Below are 14,682 nucleotides of genomic sequence, written 5' to 3'. Positions count from 1 at the left end.
TCATACCGGTCTCAGTCTGATCGTCTCGTTGTCGTTGTATCTGCGTATCAATTCCTGTGCGATGCTGCTGCTTTTTGCAAGTTCAATCTCGCCTTTCTCATTTACCGTCGCCGTAAAGAGATATTCCTTGCCGGAGAACACATCGACGATCGCTTCCTTGAACTCAGGGGCGACCAGGGTGAGGTGCCTCTTCTCGATACGGATCTTCAGCCCGCCGCTTGCAGGCACCTCTTCGACCTGGTTGATCTCAGGGGGCGGGAGTTCAGATCTCGGTCTGATATCAATACCGATCCCGAGTTTGTTCACGATCCCTGCAATATTCTTGCCGCCGCGCCCGATCGCGGCCGGGACGTCCTTGTCCTCGATATAGGCGACGGCCTTGGTGTCGCTCTTCATGAATACGTCGACAGGGCCGTCGGTGAACCTGGAGAGTTCCCGCTGAATATCGCGCTCTGATGCATGCCACGGGGTATCTCCGGTTTCCTCCTCAGGCATGGAGGCATACCGTTCCTCGGGTTCAGCCTGGACGGGCTCTTCGATCTGCGCCTCCAGAACGGGCATTTTCTGCACAGGGGGTGCCCGGGCCGGGGCCTCCTTCTGGAGACCGCGTGCCGGCATCACAATCGTCTCGCCCTCATACTTGAAGACCTCACAGGCGATCGCACCGGTTGAGGTTTCCCTGACCGTCGTCACCGGCCTCATATGCAGTTCGGGGTGCATTCCTTCGGGCACCTTGATCGAGAAATCAAGGTCGTATACGCCGGTGATCTCGCCGCTATCGACAAAAACGATGGTGCCGATGATCTGAGGCAGAACACCGGCTTCAATCCGCTCGATGACCCTCTGGACGGCGTCCTGCACCTGCATCGCGTGGACGACACCGATCATACCCACACCGGCGAGACGCATGTCGGCAAAGACCCTGAAGTCCTCGCTCTTCCGGAGTTCGTCAAAGATCACGGCATCGGGGCGGACCAGAAGCAGCACCTCGGCGGTGTTCGTCATGCTCCCCTCAAGGGCCGTGTACTGGGTGATGTTGTCGGGCACCTGAAGGTCCCGCGGCGCTTCCATGGTCTTGACGATAAAACCGTTCTCCGAAAGGAATGTGGCGATGCTCTGGGCGAGCGTGCTCTTGCCGGCACCCGGCGGTCCGGCGATCAGCACGCCGCACCGGTTGTCGGTGATCCGCTCCTTGATCAGATCTGCCATGGCGTACTGTTCAAGGGTGACATCAACGATCGGGCGAACGGCGGTGATCTCCATCCCGTCCGAGAACGGACGGCGGGCGATGGAGATTCTGATCGACCCGATCTGGACGACGGTGATCCCGCGGCGTTCGATCTCGATAAAGCCGTCGGGATCGCGTTTAGCCCGTTCGAGGATCTCCTGCGCCATGGTGCGCAGTTCGTACTCGGTCATGGGAGCGTCCCTGATCTGCACAAGGTGCATATCATGCATGGTGCCTTTCTTTGCCACGGGAGGAACGCGCTCTTTGAGATGTATGGCGATCGTATTCTCGTCGAAGAAACCGTCAAGAATGAGCGGGGTCGATTCACCGATCTGGGGTTTGAGATAGATGACGTCGAGCCCTTTCGCCTTCGCCACCTCTGACTGCACAACATCGCTGGTGATGAAGGTGGCGTCATATTCAAGAGCGACGTTGCGGATCAGGGCGTCGATCTCCCCGCCGCTCGCCAGCTTCACCTGATCAAGGCTCGGGCGCACGCCGACATATCTGAGTTCAACAGTTCCTTCGGCCGCCATCCGGGAAAGATTCTGAAGTTCGGTCAGTCCGGAAAAGCCAATCTCGCGCCCCTGGTTCGCCTGGGCTTCGAGCTCGGCAACCACTGCCTCCGGAACGATTATTGTGGATCCTGTATATTCCCCGGTTTTTATCATTGAGGTGATGCGTCCGTCGATGACGACACTCGTATCAGGCACTATTTTCATAAAAAATTCACCATATTTTACGTGTCTTTATTCCTTATTAGCATATACTTCTGATGGATCGAGAAGAGGGCGCGCGAGTTCCCCGCCGTCGATATCCCGGTAAAAACAGGAGTAATGGCCCGTGTGGCAGGCGGCACCCTGCTGCTCGACAAGATAGAGAAGGGTATCCTCATCACAGTCGACGCGTATCTCGGTTACAATCTGAAAATGTCCGCTTTCCTCTCCCTTTTTCCAGATCTGTTTCCGGCTGCGCGACCAGTAGTGGGCATACCCGGTCTCCCGCGTCAGCCGCACTGCTTCCTCATCAGCCCATGCAAGCATCAGCACCTCGCGGCTCACCGTGTCCTGCACAATCACCGGGACAAGCCCGCCGGTATAGTTCAGTTCCATTGTTCTAGACTCCTGCAAGCATCTTCATGATCATAAAGACGATATCGCCAATAAAGAGTGCACAGAGGAAGCCCGCGGTTATCGGAATGATGAAGGGGACGGCATAGGAGATCCAGACTTTGCCAGCCCGTCGGTACAGGGCGAGCTCCTTCCGGTAGCGCTCGGGGTGCTCGCGCAGGTCTTTTGTGTACATCCGCCGCTCGCCCCCGCGCACCGTCCGTTTCAGCATCTCTCGAAGACGCATAAACCTGCGGACGAGCGTTCCGTTCTCGTCCTCCCTGATCTCCTCCATTACAAAGCCGAAGTGGCGCTGGATCTCAGCACCGTCCACCGGGTAGCCGAGGAACATAGAGGGAAACGGCGCCCGGTTGCCCCGAAGGAGATTGTAGCAAAAGAGGATGAGCGGCGCCGCAAGGTTGAGCAGAAGAGCGTCGACCAGCACGGAAAACGGGAAAAAACCCGCCGGCGGGACGCCCCACAGCGGTTCGAAGGGGAATGCCGGGACGGTGAGACAGAGGAAGATGAGCGCCCAGGCATCGGCCCCGCCGAAGAGGTGGAAGACTGCGAAGGCGTAGAAGAGCGCAGAGAAGAGAAGGGAGAGGGCGATCAGGTACAGGGCCGCCCCGCCATTTCCCCCCATGACCAGACCGGCATAGAAGAGGCAGACGCATGGGACGGCGACGGCGAGCATCGGATACCAGGTCACAAACGGGACCCGCCGGTCGCGGTGGTCAAGGACCGATGCATACAGCAGCGTCAGGGCCACTGCAACCGAGGCAATGGCAAGCGGAAGCGATATCATCTCGATTTCTCCATTTTTACCATATTATAGGAGCAAACAATTATCAATAATTATTAATACAGGTGAATAGGACAGTTGATGTATCCTGTACTGTATCTGGTGGTGTGAGTGATAGAGATATCTGTCGATGCTGCTGCCTGCAATGGCTGTGGCCTCTGTGTAAAAGACTGTCCGATGCGGGTCTACGAGCTCAAAGAGGGGGTCAGTGTCCCGGTCAGGCCTGAAAACTGTATGGGCTGCCTTTCCTGTCACGAGATCTGCCCGGCTCAGGCACTCGAGCATCGCGGTGTCTACCCCTCGAAACGTCATTATATCGATATACGCGTCTGCGAAATGATCAACCGGGTGTTATGATGACAGAAATGACCGTTGACGAAATGAACCGGCAGTTCAAGACCGGTACGGTCTTCCGTGCCGAAGACGTCCCGATGTCCTGCTCTCCGAGCGCAAAGGACATGGAGCAGACCCTCCACGGCGTCATGAAGATGAACGGACTGATCATCAAGTCCCTCGAAGAGATTGCCGGACGGGGCGCGAACGCCGTCACCTACCGGGCGGGAAAGAAGTTCGGTCATGAGGTGGCGAAATATTTCCAGAAGAACGAAGACATCGAAGAGGCACTGCGCGAACTCTCCTATATCCTCCACGGCCAGTACACCTTCGAACTCTGGAAACCCGAGGACAAGGAACACTATGTCGTCACCGAGAACGGCGAGACCTTCATCTATCTCGTCTTCCACGACTGCATCGTCCGCCAGACCCTCCGCCGCAACGGCATGGAGCAGGGCGGCCCCCTCTGCCAGACGCTCTACGGCTATGTGGTCGGGGCGATCGAGGAGATCACCGGTCGGCGGGCGAAACTGGAGATCGTGCACACCGGTCCGAACGCCTGCCTGAAAAAACTGATCCTGAAGTGATTGGCCATGAAAATCGCAATCGAAGAACTGGCCGGGTGCTCGGGCTGCACCATCTCCATCCTCGACCTCCATGAAGCCCTGCTCGACGTGGTCGCTCAGGCCGATATCGTCTACTCGCCCGTGATCATGGACGCCAAGGAGCCCCCCGAAGGGATCGACATCGCCTTTGTCACCGGGGCGGTGAGGAACGAAGAGAATGAAGAGCGCCTGAAACTGCTCAGAAAACGCTCGAAGAAGCTCATCGCCTTCGGCACCTGCGCATGTTACGGTGGAGTATCTGGCCTCTCCATGCTTGGAAAGGCAGAAGACCTCTTTGCCTGCGTCTATCAGGGCGTGGAGACCGCAGAGAAAGGGAATATCATACCAAAAGACGTCCCTGCATTCCTGTACCGGGCGTTTGCGGTCGGAGACCTCGTCAAGGTGGACTACTATATCACCGGATGCCCGCCAAAGGAGAAGTTCCTCAGGACGATCCTCCCGGCCCTTATTGCCGGAGACCATATCGAGCTCTCCAAGAAATCGGTCTGCTCGGAATGCGACCGGAAGATGGGGGACGTCAAAAACTGGCACCTGAAACGGCGCTACGAGGGAACGCCCGATCGCGAGCACTGCCTCCTCGGGCAGGGCTATCTCTGTCTCGGCCCGGTCACCTTCGGCAGGTGCGGGGCCGCCTGCCCGCACAACAACATCCCCTGCCACGGCTGCAACGGCCCGTCCCTCGATATCCTCAGGGAGCCCTGCCGGGACATCCATAACATGATGGTCAGGCGGATCGCCGACCTCACCGATATACCTGAAAAAGAGATCGAAAAACAGCTCTACGACGTGGCGCACACGATGTATCCCTTCACCATCGGGAGCCTGATCATGGAAGACAAGGAGATATCAAAGATCCGCGACCTCGTCAAGGGGGACGGCGCATGACCCGCCTGACCATCTCGCCGGTGACGCGGATCGAAGGACACGCGCAGGTGCGCATCGACCTCGACGAGAAGGGCGAGGTTTCGTCCGCCCACTTCAACGTCGTCGAACTCCGTGGGTTTGAGAAGTTCCTGGTCGGTGCGGCCATCGAGGAGGCGCCGCGGATCACCCCGCGGATCTGCGGCATCTGCCCGACCTCCCACCACGTCGCAGCGGCACGGGCGACCGATCAGATCTTTGGTGCCCAACCGCCGCAGACCGGCAGGATGTTGAGAGAACTCCTGATGGCCGGGCAGTTCATCCACTCGCACGCCCTCCACTTCTTCATGCTCGCCGCACCGGACTTCCTCCTCGGCGATGCCGCACCTGAGGAGCGCAACGTCATCGGGCTTGCGAAACGCTCCCCTGAGATCGCGAAGAAGGCGATCGAGGTGCGAAAACTCGGCCAGCGCATCACCGAGGCGGTCGGCGGCAAACCGATCCACCCGTCAAACGCCATCCCCGGCGGCATGTCCCGTCCCCTCACCGCCGATCAGCAGCAAACGCTCCTCCAGTCTGCAAAAGCGGGCCTCGTGATCGCCGAAGAAGGATGGGAGATCGCAAAAGGCATGATGGACAACTTCGACACCTCCTTCGGGGCCGTCGAGACCGCTTTCATGGGCATGAGCGAGAACGGCACCCACGCGATCAGCGGCGGCGAGGTGCAGATCGTCGGTAAAGACGGCAAATCCCTGGGGTCATTCACCGGCAAGGACTACCTGCACCACGTCAGGGAGTACTCTGAGGACTGGTCCTACCTGAAATTCTGCAGACTCGCCTCAGGGGAGCACTACCGGGTCGGCCCCCTGGCGCGGCTGAACATCGCGGAGAGGATGGGCACGCCGAAGGCCGACGCCGCCCTTGCCGAATACCGGAAGGTGTTCGGGCGTTTCTCCCAGGCGGCCCTTGCCTACAATGCGGCGCGCTACATCGAGTTCCTCTCCGCATGCGAGCGGACGGTCGAACTCCTCGAAGACGCCGGCATCACCGGCACCGATGTCCGCACGCCGGTGAGCGGCGTGGTAGAGCGGCGGGGCGTCGGGATCATCGAGGCCCCCCGCGGCACCCTCATCCACGATTATTCGGTCGATGAGAACGGGATCATCGAGCGGTGCAACCTGATCGTCGCCACCTGCCAGAACAATTATGCCATGGACCGGGGTGTCGAAGACGTTGCCAGAAAAGTGATTAAAAATGGCGAGCTCACGGAAGAGGCATCAAACCGGATCGAAACTGTCATCCGTGCCTATGATCCATGCATCTCCTGTGCGACCCATGCGATCGGCCGGATGCCCATGCGGATCGAAGTGTGCCGTCCAGACGGCAGAGGGGATAAAAAAGTCATGATAAGAGAGGTGAACTGAGGAATGGAGATACTCAAACAGATACTGATGGAATTTCTCAGGCTGGATGGCGTAACAGCTGCCGTCGTCGTCGGCCGTGACGGTTTCGTGATCGAAGACGCCATTTCGGGCGATATCGACACCGACGCCCTCGGCGCCATGGCATCCACCGGCATGGGCACGTCAGAGGCGATGGGTGCCGAACTCGGCAAGGGACAGCTGAACCAGATGCTCGTCGAGCTGGAAAACGGCCCCATCCTCCTCTCACCCCTCTCAGAGGACGAGATGATCGCGATCGTCGCAAATGACGGCGTGAACATCGGCAGGATCAGGTACGAACTCAAAAAGAACAGGGAAAGGATAATTGCAGCACTCTAACATGACCCTACCTGAAGGAAAGAATTTCGGGAGGATGAAAGCACCGATCGATGAGGTGCTGCCCTTCACCGAAGCGTTCTATGCAATCGTGCGGATCCAGAGCGGAGGAGGAGAAGGTTTTGTCCTCTCAGAGAGAGGGAATCCCGTTGCCGCCGGATTTAAAGACAGATCACGCGATCTTGCCGCAGACCGTGCGATCTCGTCCCTTTCCGATGAAAAGTGCCCGGTATGCATGCTCTTCAGGTATGACGAGAACGAATACCGGGAGGCGCTCCACCGGTGCAGAGAGAGCGGGCATGCCCTCATAAAAGAGACCGAGGCCCGGTCCTTTGCCATCCCTGAAGAGAGATCCGCACCTTCCCTGACCGACGGAGCCCTCGACCTGATCCTCTCGCAGCCCGGCGTGATCGCCGTCTCAGCGTTTTTTGAAGGGTTTGCAGTCCAGTCTGCCGGGGCCGCAGACTTCGATCGGATCGCCGCCGTTGCGGAGGATCTGCTCAGGGCCGGATCGAAGATCGCCAGGGACCTGGAAACCGGAGACCTCGACCAGATCATCCTTGAAACGCCAGGCGGAAAGCTGATCATCGCCCCGTTCGGCGACCTCTCCATCTGCATCCTCACCGCCTCGAACGCAAACCTCGGGCTGGTCAGGCTTGCTCTCAGGAGCATACGATGGGGTGAATAGGTGCGTCTCCCAATATCCGGCCAGCCTGCCCATTGTCTGAGGCTTCCTCTGGAGGAGATCGCCTCACGGTGCCGGAGCAACGGCTTCACCGGAGCGCTGGCCTTTGACGCCGGGGATCTCAGGGGCGCGGTGCTGTTTAAAGCCGGCGTTCCGGTCTGTGCAGAAACGGGCGGCCTTGCAGGCCGGCAGGCACTCAGGGAGATCGAGGCCTCGAACGCCGTCGTCAGGGCCGGTCTCCATGCGTTTCCGGCACATGACATCGATACGCTCATCCTGTTCAATGAAGGCATGAAGGTTGAGGAGGAGGATGGCCCCGTGGGCATGACCACCATAAAAGCGGTCAAAATAGGCCACAACACACGGAACGCCACCATACGGATCATAAAAACAGATGAAACCGAGAAAAATACTGAAAACCGGCTACAAAAACACGATAACTGCCATGAACACGAGAAAAAACAGGTCCTGAATACATCATCCATAGAAGCCATTAGAAAACTCTCTGAAAATTTCGAAGCCGACGCATCTGACCTGCTCAGGGAGATGCATATGGAGCACCTCATCTCCAGGGAGAAAAAAGAGGACCCCTGACCCTTAACCCCCCATTCTAAAGTTCTTTGCTCTAATGTTAGATTAATGGACAGTAACGGCCAGCGACAAATTGAAAATTTTTAAATACCATAGTTCACAATCAATGGAGTAGAAGGTGGCGGATTGATCAGGGCATTTACCATCGCATCCGGGAAGGGGGGGACCGGGAAGACAACAGTAACCGTCAATCTCGGGACATCTCTCGCCCAACTCGGCAAAGAAACCTATATTCTTGATGCTGATATCGGAATGGCAAACCTGGGGCTGGTCCTCGGGCTGGAAGATGCACCGGTGACACTGCATGAGGTTCTCGCCGGCAGGGCAAAGGTAGAGGACGCCATCTACGAAGGCCCGAACGGGGTTAAGGTTGTGCCAAGCGGAATCTCTCTCCAGGGTTTCCAGAACGCGGATCCCGACCATCTGCGCGAAGTCATGCGTGACCTTGTCGACCGGTGCGATTACCTTCTCGTGGACGCCGCCGCCGGGATCAGCAAGGACGGCGTCGTGGCACTGGCCATCTGCGACGAGGTAATCCTTGTCGTGAACCCGGAGCTCTCTTCGATGGCAGACGCGCTCAAGACGAAGATCCTCACCGAAATGGTGGGAGGAAAAGTCTACGGCGCCATCATCAACAGGTCGGGAATGGAAAACACCGAGATCAGGAGACACTCTGTTGAAGACGTGCTTGGCGTGCGGGTCATCGATATGATCCCCGAAGATCCGAATGTCAGACGTTCAGCCGCATACAAGACACCCGTTGTCGTCAAATATCCAGCATCCGAATCCTCACGGGCTTTCAGGCGGATTGCCGCAGATATTGCAGGCGTGGAGTATGCCGAGGAAACCGAAGAGAGAAAACAGAACTTCATCGACAGGCTTGCCCACACCCTCTTCGGAGGGGGCCATTAAAGGGCCCGGCCGAATCTCCGTTTTTCCGCAGGAGCGGGTACACATAAAGCCGCTGCCAGGAGCAGACCGGCGATAACGGAGTGGTCGGGTATGATCCAGAACAGGGGGATGGACCATGGAGATCATGGACGTTATCAATGAAATCCTCGGCCAGTCGCGTTATCTGGGGTCATACCCCTATTTTGCCACGGTCAAGCAGGGAAAGAGCGAGGGCGGTGCAATTGCGATCGTCGTCGACGGCGACAGGAGCGCCGTGATCCTTTTTTCCCGCGGGGAACCGACGGGCGCGATCTATAAGGACAGACAGGGGGCGCTCTATGGAGATTCGGCGGTATTGAAAATATCAGACCAGGACGACTACGAACTGTATGCGGTCGACAGGAAGGCTGTCGAGATCGTGGTCGCACACTGCCGGGTATTCAACCGCGGCCATTTCCCTCACAATTTATCCGCAGATATACCTGAGATCGGCGCGAAGAGAAGAATGCCCGGCGTGCTCTCACTTTCCATCGTCCAGAACGATCTTCAGCAGTCAGGAGTGCGAGTATCGATCAGAAAAGGCCGGCAGGTCATCGCGAGCGACGTGACCACAGGGGACGGGAAAGTCTCGTTCAGGCTCATTAACGGCCCCTATGACGTTGTGGTCGCCAGCAGGACAGGGGAGACGTATTCGTTCCTTGTCGATTTCAATGGAAAGAGGAGTGAACTCATCATAGAACTGGGCGGTATGACCGATGACTAAGAATACAGGCTCAAGAAAACGGTTGCACGACATCCTGACAAAGATAAACCGGATTGAAGAGGAAAAAGCGGCACCTGCCGATACCCCGGAGCAGAAACCTGCAGTGGGCGGAGGGGACGATTTTGATGTGCTCAAATCAATGGTCGGGGGAAAAGATCAGTTAAAGATCACCGACCTGATCAGAGACCCGCGCGAGATGGGGCCCATATCAGACAAAGGGCCAGAAGAGAGAGAGACCCGGCAATACCAGGAGATCTCCCATGAAGATGCCGGAGAAGAGCCTGAAAGCCTGGAGACGCCTGTGGACGACCCGGTGATCGATCCCGAAAACCTTGAGGCGCTGAAGTCGGTCGTCGACGCCCTCTTCGGAGAAGAAAAAACCGCGGCGAACCCCGTGGAGGAGGATGAGGGGGGAATTGATCCGATGCCGGCATTGTCAGGAGAGGCCCTCAAAAGCGTATGCGCCTCCCTTCCCGGAGCCACCGCACCCCGTTCCCGCACCACTCAGTGGTCAAAAGGAGCGGCAGATCTGCCGGCCGATGCCGCACCCGGGATCGCCGACGCAGATGACATCGGCTCCCTCTCCGAACTCATCCTGCCCAGAGCGGCGACCTTCGACGTCGAAGAACTCGCCCTTGATTTTGAGACACGGACCCATACCCCCGGCTTGAGCGGAGTTCCACCCGAGATCGATAGCCTCTGGAACAAAAATATATCAAATATTACCGATGAGGCCAGAAATGTCGTCATAGGCAGGGACAACGAAGATACCGGCGGCCTTCTCAAGAAGTTCAATCTGTTCACCAAACTCCGCCACAGCGTCGAGGAGTACAACCCCCGTCTCCACGGCCCCCTTGTCGACCTCACTTTCAGCCCGGCGCCTGGGATCGAGGAGATCGAACTCTATCCGGTCAACGAGCCCTACGCCTACGTCAGGATCATCTATGACAACACGTCGCACGAATACACCTACGAAGTGATCGAGCCCGAGATTACAGAGGCCGAGAAGGAGTTGCTCGGCGAGATCAAGGACCGCCTCTTCGAACGCCTCGACGTCAATACCAAAGAGGTTTCCCGCACCGAAGCGCAGAACCTGCTCCGCACCTATTCGGACGAGATCATCTCGGATTACGGCATCAATCTCACGCCAGTCTCCAGAGAGAAGATACTATACGCAATCGATCGTGATTTCCTCGGCGATGGCCTCATCGATGCGATCATGCATGACAAGTATATCGAGGACATCTCATGCGACGGTCTGGACAACCCGATCTTCATCTACCACTCGGGCTATGAGTCGATCAAGACGAACCTGATGTACACCGACGCCCTTGATCTCGACTCGTTCGTCACCAAACTCGCCCAGCGGGCCGGCAAATATATCTCGATCGCAGAACCGATGCTCGACGCCACGATGTCAGACGGGTCGCGTATCCAGATGACCCTCGGCAAGGAGGTCACCGCCCACGGCTCGACCTTCACGATCAGGAAGTTCAAGGACGAACCGATCTCCCCGACCGACCTGATCGAGTGGGGCACCTTCTCGCCTCTCTCCATCGCATTCCTCTGGCTTGCAGTGGAGTCGGGGAACTCCGCAATCTTCGCGGGCGGCACGGCGTCAGGAAAAACGACGTCGCTCAACGCCATATCGCTCTTCATCCCGCCGCAGGCAAAGATCGTCTCTCTCGAAGACACCAGAGAACTCAAACTCCCGCACCCGAACTGGATCCCCTCGGTGACGCGGGACTCCTTCGACACCGGCGGCAAGGGCGAGATCGACATGTACGAACTCCTCCGAGCCGCTCTCCGTCAGCGTCCCGAGTATATCGTGGTCGGTGAGGTGCGCGGCAAAGAGGCCCAGACCCTCTTCCAGGCGATGTCAACCGGTCACGTCACCTATGCTACGATGCACGCCGATTCGGTCGCCTCTGTCGTCCACCGGCTTGAAAACCCACCCCTGAATGTGCCCAGGAACATGCTCAACGCCCTGAACCTCGTCTGTGTCCAGGTGCAGGCGCGCGTCGGCGGTCAGCGGATCAGACGGAACAAACATATGATCGAGATCCTGGACATCGACCCGAGGACAAACGAACTCATCACGAACGAGGTCTTCTCCTGGCACCAGGCGACGGACGAGATCAGGTACTCGGGCAAATCGTATGTGCTCGAGGCGATCATGGAGACGCGGGGCTGGAGCGAGGCGAGGATGCGAGAGGAACTGAAACGGCGGCAGGAAATCCTAGAATGGATGCGCATGAAAAAGATCAGGCACTACCGCGACGTCTCGAAGATGCTCATCTCCTACTTCCGCGACCCGGACGCAGTGATGAAGATCGTCAGGGGTGATCTCTATGAATAGCTTTGAACGGTTCAGTTTCAACCTGCTGGGGGCGCGGGCGAAGAGCAGAAGGGACGATTTCGTGGAACTCAGGAGTGACCTGATGCAGGCGCGGATAAAAACGCCCTTCGAGGCATATCTCTCCACAGCCTACCTCTCGTCCCTCATCGCGGGGCTGGGGATGGCCCTCCTCATCGGCACCGTCACCTTCCTGTTCGACATCCCATCGATGATCACCTACCGGGGAGCGGTGCCGGGCTTTCTGACGGTCTTCGCCGATTTCAAGATCCTGATCGGCACATCGGTCGCCGTTATTCTCTCCCTCCTGATCTTCGGCGGGATCACCTATCTCTCCTTCATGATGTACCCGAAGGTGCTGGCCGGAAACCGGCGGCGCAACATCAACGCCACCCTTCCTTATGCGATCAACTACGTCACCGCCATGTCCACGGCCGGGATCACGCCGGCCGAGGTCTTCAGGCTGCTGGGCGAGAGCCCGATCTACGGTGAAACCGCTGTCGAAGCGCGCTTTATCACGCGCGAGATCGACATGTTCGGCAAGGACCTCATCGAGGCGATGAGAATCGTATCGACTTTTACCCCGAGTCCGCGGATGAAGGAATTTTTGCAGGGGGCGATGGCGACGATCTCCTCAGGCGCGAACCTCACCAATTACTTCAGGAACAAGGCGACCCAGTACACCCACGAGAACCACCAGGAGCAGAAAGGTTTCCTTGAAACCCTCGGGCTTATCGCCGAATCCTATGTCACGGCGATGGTGGCGGGCACCCTCTTCCTGATCATCCTCCAGTCGATCATGTCGATCATCGGAGGGGACGCAAGCCCGATCTTTCTGATCATCATCATCTACCTGATCGTCCCGTTCGGGAGCATCATGTTCGTCATCCTGATCAGTTCAATGACCCCGGAGGTGTGAAATGGGCTTTAGAACACTGGTAAACGACCTTTTTAACCGCGGGGAGAGAGGCAACGCCCCGGTTCAGCCCTCTGAACTCGACCGCTACGAGCGGCAGGAACAGGAGATCATCGCCAGGATCGATACACGGCGGAAGATGCAGAGCGGTATCGGCCGGTTCCTGAAACACCCCTTCGAGGTGCTCACCGAGACCCCGACAAACAGCCTGATCGCCACGCTCCCCCTGGCGTTCCTCGTCTTCATCGTGGGCTTCTCCTTCATCATCGTGGATTACGGCTGGTGGGCCCTCTTCAGCACCACGATGATCGACGACGTGATCGTGATCACCGTCCTGATCCCGGTCGTCCCACTTGCCGCTCTCGATTTTATCGAGGCAAAACGGGAGAAAAGCCTGGAGAATGCCCTGCCAAACTTCTTCAGGGACGTCGCGGGCATGAACGATTCCGGGATGACGCTCCCGAACGCCGTCCATATCGTCGCCAGGGGCGAGTACGGCACGCTGACACCGTACATCAGAAAACTTGACGTGGACATGTCGTGGAGCATCCCGTTCGTCGATGCGATCTACACCTTCGGCAAACGGCTCGGAACCCCTCTCGCCGAGCGTTCGGTCGACCTGATCGCAAAAGCGAGCAAGGCCGGCGGCGACGTCTCCGAGGTGCTGCGAGCAGCCGCCGTCGACAGTTACGAGTTCATCAACCTCAAGACCGAGCGGGCAAACAACATGATCATCTATGAGGTGATCATCCTCGTCTCCTTCTTCGTCTTCCTCTTTGTGATCCTGGTCCTGGAGACCACCTTCCTGACCACCATGGCAGAGGCCGGCGCCGCATCGGCGGCGTCTGGAGCGGGATCCACCTTCATGGGCAACGTAAACATAGACCTCTACAAACGCCTGTTCTCCCATGCAGCAATGATCATGGGGTTCTTCTCCGGCCTGGTCGCGGGCCAGATGGGCGAGGCCAGAGCGACCGCCGGACTGAAGTTTTCGGCGATCATGCTCATCATCGCATGGGTGACCTTCAGGTTTATGGCCTGAAGAGAGACGAACCCTTTTTTGCTCTTCTCTCTTTCGTCTGACTGCACTCAGGAAAATCGAGATAGAGGGGATGACCTCCCTCAATAGGGTGCAAAGTTGTTGAGAGCGTTTCAGGGCTTTTGCGTCCATAGCACGAACAGAGGGAGTGCCGCGGATGGCAGGCGATCTCTCCTTCGCTTCTATTTTTTCCCGTTCACTCCACAACAATGAGGTGATATCCCCGGCGCGTGAGTCTCAGGGAAGGTAGCATTAATAAAAAGAAGGCATTCCAGCACCGTGCTGAGCGAGAAAATCAGAAGCAGATCGATGACACCAGATACAGAAAAATAGCAAAAATAGGGGAGGAGGTTAGTTTATCTGCTCCAATTTATACCCCTTTTTGGCAAGCAGTTCCTTAACACGCTCTTTGTGATTGCCCTGAAGTTCGATGGACGTGTCCTTCACCGTCCCGCCACAGGCAAGTCTAGCTTTAAGGAATTTGGTGAGGTCGACAAGGTCGATATCATAGGGATCAAGGCCTTCGATGACGGTGACTTCTTTGCCGTACCGACGTTTATTGATCTTCACCTGGATCCTCTGCTGTTCTTTCGCGACCTCCTCACAGATGCACAGTTCCTTTGGTAGTCCGCATTTGGGACAGATACCACCATTCATTGATTATACCTTCAAGTTCTCGTTATATATTTCTTGGCATGAATTAT

Annotated in this window: 17 protein-coding genes; 12 read left to right on the top strand and 5 right to left on the bottom strand. The window is 57.3% G+C overall.

Translation table 11 applies throughout. From position 1 onward, the window contains the following. From HWN36_RS10210 to HWN36_RS10200, 3 genes are read right to left on the bottom strand one after another with little or no spacing between them, the layout of a single operon-like run. A complete protein-coding gene (locus HWN36_RS10210) occupies positions 1-1,950 on the bottom strand; it encodes a PINc/VapC family ATPase (RefSeq protein ID WP_176789237.1) in 1,950 nt (649 codons plus the stop codon). A gap of 27 nt (positions 1,951-1,977) precedes the next feature. Beyond that, entirely contained in the window at positions 1,978-2,340 is a 363-nt protein-coding gene (gene hisI, locus HWN36_RS10205) for a phosphoribosyl-AMP cyclohydrolase (RefSeq protein ID WP_176789236.1), read from the bottom strand. 4 nt (positions 2,341-2,344) lie between these two features. Further along, positions 2,345-3,142: an A24 family peptidase C-terminal domain-containing protein gene (locus HWN36_RS10200; RefSeq protein WP_176789235.1), complete on the bottom strand. Its 798-nt coding sequence runs from the start codon at positions 3,140-3,142 to the stop codon at positions 2,345-2,347. Positions 3,143-3,250: 108 nt separating this feature from the next. Here HWN36_RS10200 and HWN36_RS10195 point away from each other — a divergent pair, with 108 nt between their 5' ends. The 6 genes from HWN36_RS10195 to HWN36_RS10170 are packed head-to-tail and all read left to right on the top strand — an operon-like array spanning position 3,251 to position 7,425. After that, the gene (locus HWN36_RS10195) at positions 3,251-3,496 is read left to right on the top strand and encodes a 4Fe-4S binding protein (protein WP_176789234.1); all 246 of its coding nucleotides are present in this window, start codon (positions 3,251-3,253) and stop codon (positions 3,494-3,496) included. Positions 3,497-3,504: 8 nt separating this feature from the next. Next, positions 3,505-4,059: a hydrocarbon binding protein (contains V4R domain) gene (locus tag HWN36_RS10190; protein WP_246269898.1), complete on the top strand. Its 555-nt coding sequence runs from the start codon at positions 3,505-3,507 to the stop codon at positions 4,057-4,059. Positions 4,060-4,065: 6 nt separating this feature from the next. Then, the gene (locus HWN36_RS10185) at positions 4,066-4,983 is read left to right on the top strand and encodes an NADH-quinone oxidoreductase subunit B family protein (RefSeq protein ID WP_176789232.1); all 918 of its coding nucleotides are present in this window, start codon (positions 4,066-4,068) and stop codon (positions 4,981-4,983) included. Next, entirely contained in the window at positions 4,980-6,383 is a 1,404-nt protein-coding gene (locus HWN36_RS10180) for a Ni/Fe hydrogenase subunit alpha (RefSeq protein ID WP_176789231.1), read from the top strand. Before HWN36_RS10185 ends, HWN36_RS10180 begins: the two co-directional genes overlap by 4 nt. A 9-nt stretch (positions 6,384-6,392) precedes the next feature. Further along, entirely contained in the window at positions 6,393-6,740 is a 348-nt protein-coding gene (locus tag HWN36_RS10175; protein ID WP_048104189.1) for a roadblock/LC7 domain-containing protein, read from the top strand. 1 nt (position 6,741) lies between these two features. Continuing rightward, positions 6,742-7,425 (top strand): roadblock/LC7 domain-containing protein, encoded by a 684-nt coding sequence (locus tag HWN36_RS10170; RefSeq protein ID WP_218133220.1) that lies wholly within the window; start codon positions 6,742-6,744, stop codon positions 7,423-7,425. Positions 7,426-7,488: 63 nt separating this feature from the next. Here the strand turns inward: HWN36_RS10170 and HWN36_RS10165 are convergent, their stop codons facing one another. Next, entirely contained in the window at positions 7,489-7,680 is a 192-nt protein-coding gene (locus HWN36_RS10165; protein WP_176789229.1) for a hypothetical protein, read from the bottom strand. 33 nt (positions 7,681-7,713) lie between these two features. Here HWN36_RS10165 and HWN36_RS10160 point away from each other — a divergent pair, with 33 nt between their 5' ends. From HWN36_RS10160 to HWN36_RS10135, 6 genes are all read left to right on the top strand, one after another. Beyond that, positions 7,714-8,016, top strand: coding sequence for a hypothetical protein (locus tag HWN36_RS10160; protein ID WP_176789228.1), 303 nt, complete (start codon positions 7,714-7,716; stop codon positions 8,014-8,016). A 123-nt stretch (positions 8,017-8,139) separates the two neighbouring features. Continuing rightward, complete coding sequence (gene minD / locus HWN36_RS10155) at positions 8,140-8,925, top strand: cell division ATPase MinD (protein ID WP_176789227.1); 786 nt, start codon at positions 8,140-8,142, stop codon at positions 8,923-8,925. A gap of 115 nt (positions 8,926-9,040) precedes the next feature. Next, the gene (locus tag HWN36_RS10150; RefSeq protein WP_176789226.1) at positions 9,041-9,667 is read left to right on the top strand and encodes a hypothetical protein; all 627 of its coding nucleotides are present in this window, start codon (positions 9,041-9,043) and stop codon (positions 9,665-9,667) included. Continuing rightward, positions 9,660-12,026: a type II/IV secretion system ATPase subunit gene (locus HWN36_RS10145; RefSeq protein ID WP_176789225.1), complete on the top strand. Its 2,367-nt coding sequence runs from the start codon at positions 9,660-9,662 to the stop codon at positions 12,024-12,026. Before HWN36_RS10150 ends, HWN36_RS10145 begins: the two co-directional genes overlap by 8 nt. Next, a complete protein-coding gene (locus tag HWN36_RS10140; RefSeq protein WP_176789224.1) occupies positions 12,019-12,942 on the top strand; it encodes a type II secretion system F family protein in 924 nt (307 codons plus the stop codon). Before HWN36_RS10145 ends, HWN36_RS10140 begins: the two co-directional genes overlap by 8 nt. 1 nt (position 12,943) lies before the next feature. Then, on the top strand, positions 12,944-13,981 hold the full coding sequence (locus tag HWN36_RS10135) for a type II secretion system F family protein (RefSeq protein WP_176789223.1): 1,038 nt from the start codon (positions 12,944-12,946) through the stop codon (positions 13,979-13,981). 348 nt (positions 13,982-14,329) lie between these two features. Here HWN36_RS10135 and yciH read toward each other — a convergent pair whose 3' ends face one another. Continuing rightward, on the bottom strand, positions 14,330-14,635 hold the full coding sequence (gene yciH, locus HWN36_RS10130; RefSeq protein ID WP_176789222.1) for a stress response translation initiation inhibitor YciH: 306 nt from the start codon (positions 14,633-14,635) through the stop codon (positions 14,330-14,332). Positions 14,636-14,682 lie beyond the last annotated feature (47 nt).

It is taken from the genome of Methanofollis tationis (genome assembly GCF_013377755.1).
In the GTDB taxonomy this organism is placed as follows: domain Archaea; phylum Halobacteriota; class Methanomicrobia; order Methanomicrobiales; family Methanofollaceae; genus Methanofollis; species Methanofollis tationis.
The sequence above is the reverse complement of the archived record's forward strand: the minus strand, read 5'-3'. Positions and strand labels throughout refer to the sequence as shown.